The 17,356-nt window shown below is 71.4% G+C and carries 17 protein-coding genes; 2 read left to right on the top strand and 15 right to left on the bottom strand.

Annotated elements, in window-relative coordinates; all coding sequences use genetic code 11:
- From VH969_RS11330 to VH969_RS11315, 4 genes are all read right to left on the bottom strand, one after another.
- The coding region (locus VH969_RS11330; protein ID WP_331973648.1) for an ABC transporter ATP-binding protein at positions 1-1,244 on the bottom strand (1,244 nt) is incomplete at its 3' end.
- A gap of 67 nt (positions 1,245-1,311) precedes the next feature.
- Entirely contained in the window at positions 1,312-2,196 is an 885-nt protein-coding gene (locus VH969_RS11325; protein ID WP_331973647.1) for an ABC-2 transporter permease, read from the bottom strand.
- Positions 2,196-3,527: an ABC transporter ATP-binding protein gene (locus VH969_RS11320; RefSeq protein ID WP_331973646.1), complete on the bottom strand. Its 1,332-nt coding sequence runs from the start codon at positions 3,525-3,527 to the stop codon at positions 2,196-2,198. The genes VH969_RS11325 and VH969_RS11320 overlap by 1 nt, the downstream gene beginning before the upstream one ends.
- 46 nt (positions 3,528-3,573) lie before the next feature.
- Positions 3,574-4,953, bottom strand: a complete 1,380-nt coding sequence (locus VH969_RS11315; protein WP_331973645.1) for an MFS transporter — start codon at positions 4,951-4,953, stop codon at positions 3,574-3,576.
- 59 nt (positions 4,954-5,012) lie between these two features.
- Between VH969_RS11315 and VH969_RS11310 the strand changes: the two genes are divergently transcribed.
- On the top strand, positions 5,013-5,432 hold the full coding sequence (locus tag VH969_RS11310; RefSeq protein WP_331973650.1) for a MerR family transcriptional regulator: 420 nt from the start codon (positions 5,013-5,015) through the stop codon (positions 5,430-5,432).
- A gap of 1 nt (position 5,433) precedes the next feature.
- Here VH969_RS11310 and VH969_RS11305 read toward each other — a convergent pair whose 3' ends face one another.
- The 11 genes from VH969_RS11305 to VH969_RS11255 form a co-directional block, all read right to left on the bottom strand.
- Positions 5,434-5,634: a hypothetical protein gene (locus VH969_RS11305; protein WP_331973644.1), complete on the bottom strand. Its 201-nt coding sequence runs from the start codon at positions 5,632-5,634 to the stop codon at positions 5,434-5,436.
- A gap of 609 nt (positions 5,635-6,243) precedes the next feature.
- Positions 6,244-7,359, bottom strand: a complete 1,116-nt coding sequence (ald, locus tag VH969_RS11300) for an alanine dehydrogenase (protein WP_331973643.1) — start codon at positions 7,357-7,359, stop codon at positions 6,244-6,246.
- A 132-nt stretch (positions 7,360-7,491) separates the two neighbouring features.
- Positions 7,492-9,036 carry a PucR family transcriptional regulator gene (locus VH969_RS11295; protein WP_331973642.1) on the bottom strand — a complete coding sequence of 515 codons (1,545 nt, stop codon included), beginning with the start codon at positions 9,034-9,036 and terminating at the stop codon, positions 7,492-7,494.
- Between the two features lie 32 nt (positions 9,037-9,068).
- A complete protein-coding gene (locus VH969_RS11290) occupies positions 9,069-9,374 on the bottom strand; it encodes a transcriptional regulator (RefSeq protein WP_331973641.1) in 306 nt (101 codons plus the stop codon).
- Entirely contained in the window at positions 9,367-10,287 is a 921-nt protein-coding gene (locus VH969_RS11285; RefSeq protein WP_331973640.1) for a hypothetical protein, read from the bottom strand. Before VH969_RS11285 ends, VH969_RS11290 begins: the two co-directional genes overlap by 8 nt.
- A gap of 196 nt (positions 10,288-10,483) precedes the next feature.
- Positions 10,484-10,843, bottom strand: a complete 360-nt coding sequence (locus VH969_RS11280) for a PadR family transcriptional regulator (protein ID WP_331973639.1) — start codon at positions 10,841-10,843, stop codon at positions 10,484-10,486.
- A gap of 58 nt (positions 10,844-10,901) precedes the next feature.
- Positions 10,902-11,765 carry an SGNH/GDSL hydrolase family protein gene (locus VH969_RS11275; RefSeq protein ID WP_331973638.1) on the bottom strand — a complete coding sequence of 288 codons (864 nt, stop codon included), beginning with the start codon at positions 11,763-11,765 and terminating at the stop codon, positions 10,902-10,904.
- 93 nt (positions 11,766-11,858) lie between these two features.
- Positions 11,859-12,290 carry a hypothetical protein gene (locus tag VH969_RS11270; RefSeq protein ID WP_331973649.1) on the bottom strand — a complete coding sequence of 144 codons (432 nt, stop codon included), beginning with the start codon at positions 12,288-12,290 and terminating at the stop codon, positions 11,859-11,861.
- Positions 12,291-12,394: 104 nt separating this feature from the next.
- Positions 12,395-14,575 carry a diguanylate cyclase domain-containing protein gene (locus VH969_RS11265; RefSeq protein ID WP_331973637.1) on the bottom strand — a complete coding sequence of 727 codons (2,181 nt, stop codon included), beginning with the start codon at positions 14,573-14,575 and terminating at the stop codon, positions 12,395-12,397.
- Between the two features lie 82 nt (positions 14,576-14,657).
- Positions 14,658-15,461 carry an SAM-dependent methyltransferase gene (locus tag VH969_RS11260; protein ID WP_331973636.1) on the bottom strand — a complete coding sequence of 268 codons (804 nt, stop codon included), beginning with the start codon at positions 15,459-15,461 and terminating at the stop codon, positions 14,658-14,660.
- A gap of 104 nt (positions 15,462-15,565) precedes the next feature.
- Positions 15,566-16,150: an SACE_7040 family transcriptional regulator gene (locus tag VH969_RS11255; protein ID WP_331973635.1), complete on the bottom strand. Its 585-nt coding sequence runs from the start codon at positions 16,148-16,150 to the stop codon at positions 15,566-15,568.
- A 176-nt stretch (positions 16,151-16,326) separates the two neighbouring features.
- Here VH969_RS11255 and VH969_RS11250 point away from each other — a divergent pair, with 176 nt between their 5' ends.
- Positions 16,327-17,130, top strand: a complete 804-nt coding sequence (locus VH969_RS11250) for an SGNH/GDSL hydrolase family protein (RefSeq protein WP_331973634.1) — start codon at positions 16,327-16,329, stop codon at positions 17,128-17,130.
- Positions 17,131-17,356 lie beyond the last annotated feature (226 nt).

Below are 17,356 nucleotides of genomic sequence, written 5' to 3'. Positions count from 1 at the left end.
CGCAGCGACGCCAGCCGCAGCGCGCGGATGTCCATCCCGGCGACCGTGATCGCGCCCTCGTGCACGTCGTAGAACCGGGGTAGGAGCAGCGACACCGTCGACTTGCCCGAGCCGGCCGGGCCGACCAGCGCCAGCGTCTCGCCCGGCCGCACGGCGAGCGAGATCCCGTCGAGCACCGGCTCGCTGCGCGTGTACCCGAACCTGACGTCGTCGAGCCGGACCTCCACCGGGCCGGCCGGGACGTCGACCGCGTCCGGCGCGTCGGTGACCGTGGGGTTCGAGTCGATCAGCTCGTATACCCGCTCCACGCCGGCGCGCGCCAGCTGGACGCTGACGAGCAGGCCGGCGACCAGCCGGGCGGGCCCGACGAGGTTGGCGACGTAGCTCGCGAACGCGAGGAACGTGCCCAGCGTGACCTGGCCGTTCATCGCCATGTACCCGCCGAGCGCGAGCACCGCGACCTGACCCGCGCTCGGCATCGCGACCAGCGTGGCGGCCGGCCGCGCGGTGAGCTTCGCGGTACGCATCCGCTCGCCGAACAGCTGCCGGGCCGTCTTGTCGAGCCGGCGTACCTCGCGCGCCTCCTGGCCGAAGCCCTTGACCACGCGGACGCCCGTGACGGTCTCCTCGACGTGCTGGGCCAGGTCGGCCGCGCGCTGCTGGGCCGACCACGACGCCGGGAACAGCACCTTTCGGCTGCGCGCGGCCACGAACGCCACGACCGGGGTCACGACCAGCGCGATCAGCGTCAGCAGCGGGGAGAGCCACAGCATCGCGCCCAGTGCGGCCAGCGCGAACACGATCGTGCCGACCGACAACGGCACCATCATCAGCAGGCCCTGTACGAGCTGCAGGTCGGTGATCGACCGGGACACGACCTGGCCGGTGCGCAGCGCGTCCTGCTTGGCGCCGTCCAGCCGCTGCACCGCGCCGAACACCTGCTGGCGCAGGTCGTGCTGCACGTCCAGGGCGAGCCGGCCGCCGAAGTACCGGCGCACGAACGCGGAGCCGAACGTCAACAGCTCCATCAGGACCAGCGCCGTGACCAGCCAGCCGAGCCCGTCCGTCCGCCCCGCTACCGCGTCGTCGACGACGAACTTGACCAGCAGGGGACCGGCGGCCTGGAAGCCGACGCCGATCACCGACGACACGAGTGCGAGCAGAACGAGCCGCCGGTGCCGCCAGCAGGCAGCGGACAGCCGGCGAATCCAGCCACGGGAGGGATCGACAGTGTGATCGGGCACGAGATCCAGGTTAGGACGATCCACCGACAAGCCGCCGTCGGTTATCCACAGGCGGCCCGCGACCGGGTCAGGTGATGTCGCGCCGCTGGTTGCGGATCAGGCCCGTGACGAAGAACAACGCCGTCCAGCCGACGAAGATCAACCCGCTGATCCACAGCGAGAACGCGCCCGGCGCACCGGCGCCCGCCCGCGCGATCGTGTCGAAGTCCTCGCGTTGCTGCGGGGTCGGCTGGTCGCCGACCAGCGACTGGATCTGGTCGAACAGCAGCTGCGCCGCGGTCGACCCGGTCAACCCGTTCGCCGAGCCGTTGGGCATCACGCCCGCGATGTTCGAGCCCTCGGTGGACACCGTGATGATCAGCTCGGCGACCGGGCCGACCAGCGCGGCGTACAGCAACAGGATCACCAAGGTCGCGACCGGTGAGCCGAGCAGAGCGCCCACGCCCATGCCGAGCAGCGTCCACAGGATGCAGGACAGGATGCCGGTGAGCAGGATGATGATCCAGTCGCCGGCGCTGGGCAGCGCACCGTCCGTGCCGATCAGCACGCCGAGGCTCGCGGCCAGCGCGACGACGATGCCGTAGACCAGGCCCCACACCGTGTAGACCACGCCCTTCGCGCCCAGCACCGACGCGCGGCTCGGCGCGGTGAGGAAGCTCGTCGTGATCGTCTTCCGGTTGATCTCGCTCGCCAGCGCCAGCGCGCCGAACGTCATCGGGAACAGCGTGGCGAAGTTCATCGCCCTGGTCAGCGCCAGCGAGGACAGCGAGAGCTCGGCGTCGTTGATGCCGGCGACGTCGAGCGCGTCCTCGATCTCGTTCGCCACGTCGGTGAAGAAGATCGCGGACAGCCAGGCCCAGCCGAGCGCGAGACCGACAGCCGGGATGAGCAGCGCCCACCACAGCTTGGTCGTGAGGATCTTGCGGAACTCCGCGGCGATCAGGCGGCCCATCAGGCGTTACCTCCGGTTCCACCCTGACCGGGCTGCTGCTGTTGCTGTTCCTGTTCGGTCGGTTGCTGCTGGGTGGGCTGCGGTCCGCTCGGTGGCCCCCACCCGCCGGGCGGCGTGCCCGGCGGCTGTTGCTGCGTCGGTTGGGGTCCGCTCGGTGGGCCCCAACCGCCGTGTGGCGGGGTGTAGCCGGGCGCCTGGTACGGCTGCTGCTGGTAGCCGCCCTGTGGGTACTGCTGGGTCTGCGGGTAGCCCGGCTGCTGGTAGCCCTGCGGCGGCAGCTGGTAGCCGGACTGCTGGCCCGGCTGCTGGTAGTACTGCTGCGGGGGAGCCGGCTGGGCGACCGGCTGCGCGTAGCCACCCGGCGGGGTGCCGTAGCCCCCCGGCGGCACGGCCGGCAGCTGGCCGTGCGGAACCATGCCCGGCGCGGCGTACTGGCCGCTGGTCAGCCGGAAGAACAGCTGCTCGAGGTCGGCCTTCTCCTCCTGCACGCCGTACAGCGCGACGCCGGCCTTGGCGGCCACATCGCCGATCTGCTGGACGGTGGCGCCGACGACCGCGACCTTGCCGTCGGGCAGCGGCGTGATGTTGGTGATCTGCGCTTCCTGCAGCGCGGTGGCGAGCTTGCTCGCGTCGGCCGGCTGCACGACGACCCGGCTCTGCTGCGACTTCCGCAGGTCCTCGAGCATGCCGTAGTACATGGTCTGCCCGCGGCTGATGATCACGACCTGGTCGATGGTCTGCTCGACCTCGGCCAGCAGGTGGCTGGAGATCAGCACCGTGCGGCCGCTGCTCGCGAACGCCTTGAGGAACGTGCGGAGCCAGGCGATGCCCTCCGGGTCCAGGCCGTTAGCCGGCTCGTCGAGGACCAGTACCTGCGGGTCGCCGAGCAGCGCGGTGGCCAGGGCCAGGCGCTGCTTCATGCCGAGGGAGAACCCGCCGGCCGCGCGCTCGCCGGCCGCGCCGAGGCCGACGAGGTTGAGCACCTCGTCCGCGCGCTGGTCCGGCATGCCCATCGCGGCGGCGTAGACCCGCAGGTGGTTGCGGGCGGTGCGGCCCGGGTGGAAGCCCTGCGCCTCGAGCACCGCGCCGACGATCCGGCCCGGGTTGCCCAGCCCGCTGAACGGCTGGCCGTTGATCGTGGTCCATCCCGCGGTCGGGGTGACCAGGCCGAGCAGCATGCGCAGCGTCGTCGTCTTGCCCGCGCCGTTGGGGCCGAGGAACCCGGTGACCGACCCGGGCTCGACCTGGAAGCTCAGGTTCTGTACCGCGGCCACGTTGCCGAAGTTCTTGCTGAGGTTCTGCACCACAATGCGGCCGCTACCGTCCTGCACGGGCCCTCCTGCTTGCCGAGTCGTGCGGGACATCTTGCCGTATGGCCTAACCGGACGTTGGGCAAACCGGGCGCGTTGCCGCCGAGTCGACGCGGAGCCGGACGCTCCGGCGGACGAGGCTAGCGGTCGCCAGCGCGAGCCCGCCGGCCGCCGCGGCGGTGGTGACCAGGAACGCGGCCCGGAACGCGGCGTGGTCGGGGGCCGGTCCGAGTACCAGCGTCAGCACCGCGAGCGTGACGGCCGCGGACAGGTACTGCGAGGTCGTCAGCAGCGCGCCCGCGGTGCCCTGGTGCTCGTCGGGCACGTCCTGGGTGCCGATGACGAACATGGCCGTGTAGATCACGCCGTGGCCGAAGCCGGACAGCAGCAGGCCGGGCAGCAGGTCCGTGGCGTACGAGTCGCCGTGCAGCGCGAGCGAGAGCCACAGCAGGCCCGCGGCCGCCGTGGCGAACCCGAGGGCCAGCACGGTCGCCGGCCGGTGGGTCCGCACGAGGCGGCCCGCGGCCGCGTTGCCTACGGTCACCAGGACGGCGAGCGGCACGAAGGCGAGCCCGGCCCGCAGGGCGTCGTAGCCCTTCATGCTCTGCAGCAGCAGTGTGAGCAGGTAGAACTCCGAGCCGACGCTCGCCATGTACAGGGCCGTCGCGAGTGCGCCCAGACGCAGCGTCCGCACCCGGCGCAGGGCGGGCTCGATCAGTGGCGCGCCGCGCTCGTTGCGGACGAACGCGGCGAAGAGCACCACCGCGGCGGCGAGGCTGGCGAACGTCGGCCAGGCCCGTTGGCCCTGGTCGGCGCCGAGCGTGAGGCCGAGGACGAGCGTGAGGACCGTGCCGGTGCCGAGAACGGCGGCGCGCAGCGGGATCCGGTCGCGCACGCCGGCCGCCGCGGCGCGGACCCAGACGAGGGCGCCGGCCGCGCAGAGCACCGTGAGCGGGACGTTGATGACGAACGTGAGCCGCCACGAGGCCGTGGTCAGCAGCCCGCCCACGAGCGCGCCCGCGGCGAGGCCGGACGCGCCGACCCCACCCCACACCGCGAGCGCGCGGCTGCGTGCCGGGCCGGCCGCGAACGTGGTGCCGATGAGCCCGATGATCGCCGGCTGCAGCATGGCCGCGCCGAGCCCCTGCGCGCCGCGGGCGGCGAGCAGCACCGCGCCGTCGCCGGCCAGACCGCCGACCGCGCTCGCCGCCCCGAAGAACACCACGGCCACGACGAACAGGCGTTTCGCGCCGACGCGGTCGGTGAGCCGCCCGCCGACGACGAGGAAGCCGGCGAAAAGCACCGCGTACGCGCTGATGATCCACTGCGCCAGCGACGGTTCGAGGCGCAGGTCGGCGGCCACGCTCGGCAGGGCGATGTAGATGATCGAGTAGTCGAGCGCGATGAGGAACTGTGCCACCGAGAGCACGGCGAGCGTCGGTCTCATAGGCCCATGCTCAAAGGTTGACACTAGTGTGAAGGAAAGCCCGTGTGACGGAGGTCGTCGTGCGTATCGGTGAGCTGGCCACGCGTACCGGGGTGCCGACCCGGCTGCTGCGCTACTACGAGGACCAGGGCCTGCTGGACCCGGACCGCTCGGCCAACGGCTACCGCTCGTACGACGAGCGGCTGGTCGGCCGCGTCGTCCAGATCCGCGGCCTGCTCGACGCGGGCGTGCCGACCCGCATCATCCGCGAGATCCTGCCGTGCCTGGACGACCCGTGCTCGATCCACGTCACGGACGCGACGCCCGAGCTGATCGCCGACCTGGAGCGGCACCGGGACCAGATGGACGCCAAGATCCAGTGCCTGGCCCGCAACCGCGACGCGATCAGCGCCTACCTGAGCGCCGTCCGCCTGCCCGGGATCAAAAGTGTTGGTCGCGTTCCGGCGGATGGTGCGGACGGGCGGGTGGATGGTGGTTGAGTCAGCCTGCCCGTCTGTCCTGGGCGCGGACGGCGGCCTGGTCGAGCGTCAACCCCAGCCGCCGGGCCTGCTGCGCGGAGAGCACCGCGGCGGCCCCGGCCGGGGGGACGAGGACGATTCGCTCGTCCTCCACCAGGACCGTCAACGCGCGGTCCCGGCCGAACGGATCGTTGCAGCTGACGGACCAGCGAGGTTCAGTCACCGTAACGACATCGGTCCCCGAAACCGTCGGCCAAAGTGGCAATCGACGACTTCACTCCATTGCTCGGATTCTCACTCGATCGTGGATGGACGCCCCGATCCGAGTGAACGTCGGAGTAGCAGTCGCGGCCCGTAGCGCTTCGGGTGATCTTGGTAGCCGGCCAACTCGTAATCGCGAAATCGCTAATCGACGTTCCCGGTCGCCGCGCCGATCGCCGCGCCGTCGACACCAAGGCGTCATCGTCGTCGACGGGAACGCTGTCGAGGAGCCGCCGCGCGTCATTCGTCTGCTGCGTGGGACGAAGCGTCAGGTGGCGGTGGGGCGCGCACAAGGGGCGGCCCGCTCAACCAGCCTGGGGGTCACTGGGAGCGGGCCGCCAACAGAAGGATATGCCGTATCTGTCTACTGCGCTGCAACCGGGGGCTGCGATTTGAGTTCCGTCGATAACAAGATGGCAGCTTCGCGCGGTCGTCGGATCGCTAGCGCCATTCGCGTTGAATCGTTTCTACGGTTGTGTCTATACCCTCACCTCGGAAGAGGCGCTGGTTGCCCAATGGCTATGACCAGCGCCTTTTCCGTTTCTCGTTCTCAGGTACCAGGGGATGTTGATTAGTTGAGGAATTCGCTCAACTCGGTGTGTTCGAGGTTGTGGGCCTGCGCCACCGGGCCGTTCGTGAGGGCACCCGCGTGCGTGTTCAGGCCCAGCGCGAGGGCCGGGTCCGCCTGCAGTGCCTCGTGCCAGCCGTGGTTCGCGAGCTTCACCGCGTACGGCATCGTCACGTTCGTCAGGGCGTAGGTCGACGTCCGCGGCACCGCGCCCGGCATGTTCGCGACGCAGTAGAAGACCGAGTCGTGCACCTGGTACGTCGGGTCCGCGTGCGTGGTCGGCCGCGAGTCGGCGAAGCAGCCGCCCTGGTCGATCGCGATGTCCACCAGGACCGAGCCCGGCTTCATCCGCGCCACGAGCTCGTTCGAGATCAGCTTCGGCGCCCGCGCGCCCGGCACCAGCACCGCGCCGATGACCAGGTCCGCCTCGCGCGCGGCCTCCTCGACGGCGAACTTGTTCGACGTGACCGTGCGGATCTGCCCCCGGTACAGCTGGTCGATGAACCGCAGCCGGTCCACGTTGGTGTCCAGGATCTGCACGCTCGCGCCCATGCCCACGGCGATCTGCGCCGCGTTCAGCCCGGCGACGCCGCCACCGATGACGACGACCTGCGCCGGCGCCACGCCCGGCACGCCACCCGGCAGGACCCCGCGGCCACCCGACGGCATCATCAGCGAGTACGCCCCGACCTGCGGGGCGAGCCGGCCGGCCACCTCCGACATCGGCGCGAGCAGCGGCAGCGCACCCGAGGGCAGCTGCACCGTCTCGTACGCGATCGCCGTCGTGCCGGCCGCCATCAGCGCCTTCGTCAGCGCCTCGTCCGCCGCCAGGTGCAGGTACGTGAACAGCACCTGGTCGGACCGCAGCCGCGGGTACTCGGCCGCGATCGGCTCCTTCACCTTCAGGACCAGATCCCCTTCGGCCCATACGTCGTCCGCCGACGCGAGCACCTTCGCGCCCGCCGCGAGGTACTCCTCGTCGGTGATCGACGACCCCACACCCGCCCCGGCCTCGACGAAGACGTCATGCCCGTGCGAGGTCAGCTCGTGCACGCCCGCCGGCGTCAACGCGACGCGGTACTCGTGGTTCTTTATCTCACGGGGAACGGCGACCTTCACGAAATCCTCCCGACTAGGCCAGATGGGTGTCAAAGACCACAATGGAGTAACGATGGGTGGTAGTCATCGTTCTGCGCGCACGAGTGTGCAGCGACTCGCTGGTGCCGCGAGCACAGTCCGCTGGAGACCGGCTCAACGCCACCGTAACGCGGTGAGCTGGGTGAGCAGGGCGAGCCGCACGTCCGGATCGTCCAGGTCGACGCCGGCCAGCTCGGTCAGCTTCGCCATCCGGTACCGCAGCGTGTTGGGGTGGATCCGCAAGGCCCTGCTCGCGGCCCGCGGATCGCCGGGATGCCGCAGCCACTCGTACAGGGTGTCCACGTACGAGGTGCCTGAACCCTCGTCCTGCGCGCGCAGCCGCGGCAGCGGCCCGAACTCGGTGGCGCCCGACCCCGCCGCGGCCACCGCCGCCCGGTGCAGCACCAGCACCGGCCACGCCTGCTCGTGGCTCGCCACCGGACCGTCGAGCAGCCCCGCCCGCAGCAGCGCCAGCGTCTCCTCGGCCAGCGCCTTCGAGTCGACCAGGTCCGCGAGCCGAACCGGCGGGCCGGCCGCGACCAGCGGCGGCGTCCGGTCCACGGTCAGCGCGTCGCGCAGCGACGGCCAGCCGCCCTCGCCCGCCCGGTCCGGCACCACCGCGTAGAGGACGTCGTGCAGCTCGGCCACCGCCGGCCGCCGCCCGACGCCCGCGCTTATCCGCTCCCACAACGCGAGCCGCATGCCCTCCGCGCCCAGCGGGTCGTCCGCCCGGCTCGCGATGGCCACCACCCGGTGCGGCTCGTCGGACAGGTCAAGCTCCGCCGCGATCAGCCGCACGCTGCCCCGGCCCTCGAGCACCGCCCGCACGAGCTCGGCCGACCGCGCGCGCTCGGCGTCCTCGGTCGCCCGGCGGCGGAGCAGGTGCAGCGCGACGACCGGCGCGGTGTCCGCGAACGCCGCCGCCCGCTCGTCCGCCACCGGCCCGCTGACCACCGCCCACATCGAGCCGAGCAGCTCGCCGCCCATCCGGATCGGCACGATCAGCCGCGGCAGCGTGCCGTCCTGCTGCGCCGGCACGAAGATCGTCGTGCGGCCGCGGGACAGCTCGCGGAACACGCCCCGCGAGCGGAAGCGGGCGAGCACGTCGTCCGGCACGCGGCGGCCCATGATCGTCGACACGCGTGCGGAGTCCGTGCGGTCCTGGCGCGCCGAGTACGCGAGCACCCGGGAGTTCGCGTCCTCGATCGTGACCGGCGCGTCGACGACCGCCGCGGCCGCGTCCGCGAGCCGGAACAGGTCGCCGAGCCCGCTCGACCGGGTGTCGCCCTCGAGCTCGTCGGCCGCCGCGTCGAGCACCGAGCGCAACAGCCACACCACCTGCGCCCACGCCGCACCCGAGTGCACCTCGACGACCGCGACCTCCGCCGTCTGCGCCGCGGAGCGCACCGCGCTGCGGGCCGGCAGCGGGGGCTTGAGCAGCACCGCCGCCGCGCCCTGCGCCCCGCAGTGGCGGATCAGCTCGACCGCGTCCTTGACGGTGTGCACCGAGACGCCGAGGACCAGGTCGCCGTCGCCGACCTGGTCCTTGCGTCCCGGCTCGGCGATGACCACGTCGTTGACGTGGGTCGCGGCGGCGCCGAGCCGGACGTGCAGCAGCGTCGGACCGACCCGGTCCACCACGCCCTGCACGGTGATCACCCCGCGATCGTCCCCCTTCGCCCCGCGCTGGGCTACTCGCCGAGCCGGGTCACCAGCGCGCGCAGCGCCGCGACCTCGTCGGCGAGCGCCTGCCGGCCGGCCCGCGTGATGCTCACCCAGGTCTTCGGCCGCCTGCCGTCGTAGCCCTTCTCCATGTCCAGCAGGCCCGCGTCCACCAGCACGGTGAGGTGCCGCGACAGGTTGCCCCCGGTCAGCTGCAGCGTGTCCTTGAGGTAGCCGAACTCGACCCGCTTGGACTCCGACGCGATCGTGAGGATGCCCAGCCGGTGCTTCTGGTGCACCACGTCGTTGAGGCCGTTCGTCGGATGGTCACTCACGGGGCGCCGCCCCGTGCCGGGTCAGCGCCGCGACGGCCCCGCCCGCGAGCAGGATCAGCCCCGGCAGCAACAGGTTCTGCAACGCGAACACGGTCCCGTCGTCCCACGAGGTCGTCCAGCCGAGCTCCTGGAACACGTAGCCCAGGTCCCAGTACCACAGCGGGTGGTTCGCCGGGATCGACGCCGCGGTGAACAGCACGCCGACGACGGCGAGCAGCGCGCTTCGCTCCCACCACGCGAGGACCAGCAGCGCGGCCGCGATCGCAAGCAGCGCGGAGAAGCCCTTGATCATGTAGATGCCGACCGTGGCGAAGGTGAGCGACGCCAGCAGGATCCCGGCGAACACCCCCGCCGCGCGCTGCGTATCCGTCCGTTGTGGACGAAACGCCCAGGCGAGCACCGCGGTGGCGGCCACGGCCGAGACGACCAGTATCGGCAGGTTGATCTTCGGGGACGAGTACAGCGTCCCGTACTCGGTCAGCAGCCCGTTGAGCAGCGGCTCCCACAACAGGAAGCCCGCGAGCGCGGCGCCGGCCGCGACGAACGGCGTGCGCGTGTCGGTCTCGACGCCCAGCCGCAGCGCGCGCCGCCGGTACCACCAGCCGGTCAGCGCCATGCCGCCGACGATCGTGAGCACCCAGTACCAGTCGATCACGCCCGGGTACTTCACGTTGCCGAACATCGGCGCGAACTGCGGGAACGGGCCGCGCTGCACCATCTCGAACGTCACGCCCGGATCGAGTGGCGTCGAGACGTAGGTCAGCGGCGCCAGCAGGATCAGCGCGCCGAACAGGAACAGCGGGAAGGCGAAGCCGTGCCGGTCGGTGCGGACCCGCGCGCGCAGCGTCCGCATGTCGTCGAGCAGGTCGGTCGCGGTCTGTTCGTCCCGGTCCGGGACGTCCTCGTCAGTCATGAGATCCCCAAACTCGATTGCGATGCACATAGGTTTGCATCGCAAACAGAATGGCGTCAAGGGGCCGGAAGTCGGGGATGGCCGGTGACGAGCGCGACGAAGAGGATCGCGCCCGTGCGGGAGGCGCCGATGCCTTGGCGTGGCAGGAGCTGCGGTCACGTCGCGGACGAACGGGGTGAGCGTGTGCGGCCGGCTGCTATGACACCGTGCGGCGCCGATCGGCGAGGAGCCCGGCGCCGGCCGCGACGTCCACGAGCCGGGCGAGCAGCTCGGTCTCCCGGGTCGCGGCCTCCCGGCCGAGGTCGGTCAGCCGGTAGTAGCGGCGGCGCGCATCGTGCGGGTCGTCCGCCTGCTGGCCCTCGACCTCTTCGACGAGGCCGTCCGCGGCGAGGCGGGCGATCGTGCGGTAGAGCGTGCCGGGCCCGAGCCGGACCGAGCCGCCGGTGACCTCGTCGACGAACCGCATCACCGCGTAGCCGTGCGTCCGGCCGCCCGCGAGTGCCACCAGCACCTGGTAACCGGCGGGGGTCAGCGGTGGCGGATTGCGCTGCGCCATGTCCACAGCATACGGTCCAGCGTCGTTATATCCGCGCTGACTATATCCGCACGGGACACTAGCTCAGGGCGTCGGCCACCAGGCCGGCGACGAAGTCCTGGCCGTGCGCGTTGGGGTGCACCGGCACCGACAGCGTCTCCGGGATCAGGCCCTCGACGTACTTGTCGCCGGAGCAGACGTCGTGGCCGAGGACGTCGCCAGGATTGACGAACACCGCGTTGTTCGCGCCGGCCTGCGCGGCGAGCATCGCGTTGAGCTGGTGCTCCACGCCGTCGAAGTAGGGCACGTCGCCGCGGGAGAACGGGACGACCGGCCAGCAGCCGCCACTCGGCGGCAGGATCCGCAGGTAGCCGACGAGCACGACGGTGGCCTGCGGCGCGCGCTCGTGGATGCCGTCCAGCACCGCGTCGACCGGGCCGGCGACCGCGTTGATCCGCTCGGCCAGCTGGTCGGTGCCGCCTTCGGTGAAGTGGTCCTTGCACGGCGAGCCGAACGGGTTGGTGAAGCTCTTCTCCGCACACGTCTTCGCGATGTCGCTGAAGCCGATGTCGTTGCCGCTGATCGTGACCGTCACGAGGCTGGTGTCCGCGGTCAGCGCGTCGAACTGCGGCGCGTTGTCCCCGCCGGTCACCGACTGCGGCTGTGTCATGTGGACGGTCTCGGCGCCGCCGCAGGTCGCGTCGACGAACGAGGTCACGCCGAGCCGGGACGCGACGTCCGACGGGTAGTTGTCGGTGGCGCGGCCACAGCCGATCGGGTCCCCGTGGATGTTGCCGAGCGAGCCCACGGCGGCGTAGGAGTCGCCGAGCGCCACGTACTTGCCGAACGGGGCGGCACTGGCGGTTCCGGAGATCGCGACGGTGGCGACCGTGGCGGTCGCTATCGCGGCGGCGGTGGTGAGCAGGGGCAGCAACCGGCGCATGGAGACCTCGTTGTCTACTCATCGGTAAGACGGTGTCCATGACAATGCGCGGTCGGTCAGTTACTGTCAACACACGAAAGTGGGGAAAGTCGATCAGGACAACGCGGTCGTGATCCACTCGGCGACCGGAAGATCCCGGCTCGTGCATTCGGCCGACAGCCGGATCGTCCAGCGCAGGGCCTGCACCATGAGCGTCACCATCTCGTCCGGCGCGGCGTTCGCGAGCGCGATCTCGATGTGGGTCTTCGCCGCCTCGGTGTCCCCGTGCACCTCGGCCAGCAGCGTGCGCACGGCGGTGCGGACAGGCGGGTCCGCTTCGTCGATCGGCACCTCCTGGCCGTCGTTGTCGTAGACCTGCATCTTCACCGGCGCGGTGCCACCGGAACTGAGTGCGGCGACCATCGCGCTGCACTCGCGGAACAGCAGCAGCATGATCTCCTGCGCGTCCGCGACACTCGCCGGGTTCGCCCGGAACGTCTCGGTCACCCGGTCAGCCGCGTCCCCGTCCGAAACGGCGGCCTTCATCGCCGCGAGCGCCTGGCTCGCGGCCTCGACGACACGCCTGTCACGGTCCGGGTCGGTGTGCGGGTCCACGGCCACATCTTCCCCCAGACTCGATCGAGCGTTACTCAACCGGCGGAGACAGGTCGGGACATTTCGGCCAGTGCGGCGAGATTTCCGGCGGGCACAGGCGGGCCGAACATGCTGCCCTGCACGCTGGTGACCCCGGCGTTCGCCCACCACCGCGCCTCGGCTTCGGTCCGCACGTCGAGCACCGAGCACTCGCGTCCGCCGGCCACGACCGCCCGCACCAGCCGCTCGGTCTCCTCGCGCAGCACCGCGCTCGCGGTTTCCCGGCCCGCGGCACCGGCGCCGTCCACGCCGAGCGTGACGGTCCGGACCCTGGTGTCCGACACGAGGTCGAGCTCGCGCGGCCCGCCCTGGAAGCCGTACAGCGCGGTGGCCACGCCGACGTCGGCGAGCACCTCGAGGTTGTCGCGCGCGTCGCCGTAGTCGTCGAGCACGGCCGCGATGTCGAGACCGATCTCCAGCAGCTCGGCCGGCGCGCCGGTCTCCTTGATCGCCCGGTGCACCGCGCGCACGAGGTCGCCGTCGCCGCTCTGCAGGCGGGACAGCTCGATCCGCAGCAGCGGCCCGGAGTCGTCGCCGAGCGCGGCCCGCAGCTCGGGCAGCCGGCCGCAGACGTCGCGCAGCACCATCGGTCCGAGTTGGACGGACATGCCGGTGCGCTCGGCGAGCTGCACGCAGTCGCCGTGACCGATCGTCCCGCCGTCGCCGCGGTCCCACGACAGCACCGGCCGCGCGGCGATCGTCCGCTCGTCGGCGAGGCGCACGACCGGCTCGTACACGACGGTCAGCTGCCCGTTCTCCCACGCGGCGGGCACCTCGGCGGCCAGCGCGTCGCGCTCCCGGTCCGGGCCGTCCTCCTGCGCGTGGAAGCCGGCCCACTGCCGCCGGCCGCTCGCCTTCGCCTTGCGCAGCGCGGTGTCCGCGGCACGGAACAGCTCCACGGGCGACATCTCCGCGACGCCGCAGCGGAGGGCTCCGATGCTCGCGCCGACGCCGACCCCGCGCTCGTCGATGTACTCCGCCTCGGCGAGCTCGGCGTTGATCCGCCCGACGATGTCGTCGATGATCGGCGTGGTGGGCGAGTCCTCGATGAGCACGGCGAACTCGTCCGGCCCGATCCGCGCCAGCAACGCCTTCTCGCCCTCGACCGCGGCCTCCAGGCGGCCCGCGACGGTCCGGAGTAGACGATCACCGAACTGGTGGCCGAGGCTGTTGTTGATCCCGGCGAACCCGTCCAGGTTCACGAAGCACAGCGTGACCGTGCCACCGGGCTCGGCCTGGCCGAGCGTGCTCTCCAACTTGGACGCGAAGTGCTGGCGGTTCGGCAGGCCGGTCAGCGCGTCGTAGAGCAGCTGGTGGCTCAGCCGGTCCTGGAGCAGCTGCAGCTCGCTGGTGTCCTGCACCATCGTGACGAAGTACGCCGGGTCGCCCGCGCCGTCGTGGAGCAGCGAGATCGCGAGGAACGCCCACGCGGTCTCGCCGTTCTCCTTGCGCAGCCTGCGGTGCTCGCGCACGCGCTCGGCCTCGCCGGCCAGCACGCGGCGGTAGCCGTTCCGCACGTCGCCGGGCGTACCGCCGGCGGCGGGCATCTCGTCGTCGGACAGGAAGAACTCGGGCAGCTGCCGGCCGGCGAGCTGGCCGGGCGGGCACGCGAGGATCCCGGACAGCGCGGGGTTCGACTCGACGACCATGCCGTCGAGGTCGGTGATCGCGATGCCGACCGCGGAGGACGTGAACACCTCGCGGAAGCGGTTCTCCGTGGCGCGCAGGTTGTGCTCGGTGCGCACCATCGCGTTGAACAGGGCCTGCTTGACCTGCTCCTGCTGGGTGAGCGTGTAGCTGCGCAGGCCCTCGGCGTAGCCGGTGGACAGCGCGCCGAGCATCGCCACGGTCCGCCGGGCGAGCTCGGTGTCCGGGGTGTGCTCGATGTCCCCGAGCAGGCCCGTGGTGAGCGAGTCGATCGTGGCGCGCAACGCGGTCGGGTCGATGAAGCCCTCGCGTACCAGCCGCGCGCCGACCTCGGCACCGGTGGCCTCGGGCTCGCCGTCGGGGGCGAGCGCGGCGAGGAGCTGGTCGACGAGCTCGAGCAGCAGCTCCTCGATCTCGACGACCGCGCGCGGGATGTAGGCGGACGAGGTGGTGTGCGTCGTCCAGGCGTGCGCGAGCTCCTCCCGCCGGGATGCCGGGGGAGGCGCGGGGTGCACGGGATAGGTGTCCATCAGCCTGTGACCACGACGATACTCACGGACACCGTGCGCCGACAGCCGGGAGGCTTCCCGGCTGTCGGTGGTCTGCTCCCGCTCAACTCTTTCGCGCCACGCCGGCCCAGAGCCCGTCGTTCAGCGACGGGTCCGGCGCCTCGCCCTCCGGCCGCCACTGGGCCGTGGTCACCAGGCCCGGCTCGACGAACTCGAAGTCGCCGAAGAGCTCGAGGACCTGCTCGCGCGTGCGCATGATGATGCTGTTCTGCGTCTGCTCCATCAACTCGGTGAGCTCGGAGCCCTTCGCCTCGTCGAAGTCCGCGGTGAGGTGGGTCAGCGCGAGGTAGCTGCCGGGCGCGAGCGCGTCGCGGTAGCTGGCGAACACGCCGACCGGGTCCTGGTCGGCGAGGACGTAGTGGCCGATGGTGATCGCGAGCAGCCCGATGGGCTGGTCGAAGTCGAGCAGCCGCCGGGTCTCCGGGTCGTTGAGGACGAGCCGGGGCCGGGTGATGTCGGCCTGCACCATCGTGGCGTTCTCGTTGTGCTCCAGGATGAGCTGGCTGTGGGCGACCGCGACGTGCTCGTTGTCGACGTACACCACGCGCGCGGTCGGGTCGGCCTCCTGCGCGATCTCGTGGACGTTGCCGACGGTCGGGATGCCGGAGCCGAGGTCGAGGAACTGCCGGATGCCGCGCTCGACCATGAAGAGCACCGCGCGGCGCATGAAGGCGCGGTTCATGATCGCGAACCGGCGGGCCTCCGGCTGCCTGTGCATGACCTGTTCGATGAAGTCGCGATCGACTTGGAAGTTGTGGTTGCCCCCCAGGACGTAGTCGTAGGCCCTTGCCGCGCTGGGCTTCTCGAGGTCGACCGAGGTCGGAACCCAGTTGGTCTGCTGCGACACCGTGCACCCTCTCCGAATCGGATCTGTGACCGAAACAGTACTAACGGACACATGCGACGACGATGCGGGTTCACCCGGATGGACGAAGGGATTTCCCTCTTCGGTCAGCTCGCGTTCGACAGGCCCGTGGGCTCGTCGGCCCGCACGCGGGCGAGCGCGCCGAGCGCCATCTCCCGCAGCATCGTCGCCATGCCCGCGCGGCCGAGATGGCGGCTGTGCGGGGTGGAGTTGATCAGGCCGAACACCGCGTGCGCCGCGGCCCGGGCGGTCGGCTCCTCGATGCCCGCGGCGGTGTCGCGGATCGCCTGCACCCAGACCTCGACGTAGCGCCGCTGCAGCGCGCGGACGCGGCGGCGGTCCGGCTCGGTCAGGTTGCCGAGGTTGCGTTCCTGCACGGTGATCAGCGCCGGGTTGTCCAGCGCGAAGTCGACCTGGAAGCGGACCAGCTCGGCGAGGACGGCCGCGGGCTCGTGCGCGTCGCGGCGCTCCTGGCCGCCGGCGAGCAGGATCTCGCTGATCGAGGTCAGCATCTCCCCGAGCATCGCGTCCTTGCTGCGGAAGTGGCGGTACAGGGCCGGTCCGGAGACGCCGACCGCCGCGCCGATCTCGTCGATGCCGACGCCGTGGAAGCCGTGGCGGGCGAAGAGCTCCGCCGCGGCGGCGAGGATCTGTTCCCGTCGGGTCGACACGTGACCATGGTATCCGGCCGGTTAGCGAGCGCTAACACCGCCGCAAACGGGCGAGTGCCCGGTACTCCGTTCGCGCCTCTCTGGCAACTGTTAACGACTAACGAAGCGATTCGACGGGTTGTGACGGTCCGGTAATCATGAGTGACGTAGCGCAAATCACAGTGGAGGTCGGGGACATGCGCCTCTCTCGCAAGTACGTCATCGCCGCGTTCGTCGCGGTCGCCGCGGCGGGCGGCATCGCCGCGCCGGCGATCGCCGCCGAGGTGGCGGCCGGGAAATACGTCGCGCTCGGCGACTCCTACGCCTCCGGGCTCGGTGCCGGCGACTACGGCGACAGCGGGAGCTGCAAGCGCAGCGCGAACGCCTACCCGCAGCTCTGGGCGAACTCGCACGCCCCGTCCGCCTTCGAGTTCGTCGCCTGCTCCGGCGCGGTGACCTCGGACGTGACCGGTGGCCAGGTCGGCGCGATCACCCCGGACACCGAGCTGGTGACGATCTCCATCGGCGGCAACGACGCCGGCTTCGCCGACGTCATGACCGACTGCAACCTCGGCTCCGACGACAGCTGCGTGAGCCGCAACCAGGAGGCGCAGGCGTTCGCCCAGTCCGAGCTTCCCGGCCGGCTGGACGGCGTCTACGCCGAGATCCGCAACCGGGCGCCGGACGCCCGCGTGGTCGTGCTCGGCTACCCGCACATCTACACGCTGAACGGCGACTGCTCGGTCGGCCTGTCGGAGACCAAGCGTGCCGCGATCAACCAGAGCTCGGACGTGCTCGCCGACGTCGTCTCGGCGCGCGCGGCCGCGGCCGGCTTCGACTTCGTGGACGGCCGGGCGGCCTTCTCCGGTCACGAGATCTGCGCGCCGGGCGGCGACTGGTGGCTGCACAGCGTCACGTTCCCGATCGACGAGTCGTACCACCCGACGGCCTCCGGCCAGGCGAACGGCTACTTCGCGGCCCTGAACGGCGTGACCGGCTGAGCGGAGAACGACGAAACGGGCCCCGGCGAACTCGCCGGGGCCCGTTCTGTTCAGTTGTCACTGTTCGGTTGGCAAAGCCGCGTCGTCACAGGTCGGCGAGCTCGGTGTCGAGGTCCTGCTCGACGTCCGCACGAACCGACTCGCCCAGGTCCGCGTCCGCGTCCTGCACCTGGGTCTGGTCGCTGTCGAGGTCCTGGTCGATGTCGCTGTCCTGGTCCAGGTCCTG

Source organism: Actinophytocola sp., from assembly GCF_036555685.1.
GTDB lineage: Bacteria > Actinomycetota > Actinomycetes > Mycobacteriales > Pseudonocardiaceae > Actinophytocola.
Note: the sequence above shows the minus strand (reverse complement) of the source record. Positions and strands in the feature narration are given on the sequence as shown.

Coding starts and splice junctions, on each gene's coding strand:
- VH969_RS11325 (WP_331973647.1), bottom strand. CDS start 2,196: ATGGGCCGCCTGATCGCCGCGGAGTTCCGCAAGATCCTCACGACCAAG.
- VH969_RS11315 (WP_331973645.1), bottom strand. CDS start 4,953: ATGAGACCGACGCTCGCCGTGCTCTCGGTGGCACAGTTCCTCATCGCG.
- VH969_RS11285 (WP_331973640.1), bottom strand. CDS start 10,287: ATGACTGACGAGGACGTCCCGGACCGGGACGAACAGACCGCGACCGAC.
- VH969_RS11280 (WP_331973639.1), bottom strand. CDS start 10,843: ATGGCGCAGCGCAATCCGCCACCGCTGACCCCCGCCGGTTACCAGGTG.
- VH969_RS11275 (WP_331973638.1), bottom strand. CDS start 11,765: ATGCGCCGGTTGCTGCCCCTGCTCACCACCGCCGCCGCGATAGCGACC.
- VH969_RS11270 (WP_331973649.1), bottom strand. CDS start 12,290: ATGAAGGCCGCCGTTTCGGACGGGGACGCGGCTGACCGGGTGACCGAG.
- VH969_RS11265 (WP_331973637.1), bottom strand. CDS start 14,575: ATGGACACCTATCCCGTGCACCCCGCGCCTCCCCCGGCATCCCGGCGG.
- VH969_RS11250 (WP_331973634.1), top strand. CDS start 16,327: ATGCGCCTCTCTCGCAAGTACGTCATCGCCGCGTTCGTCGCGGTCGCC.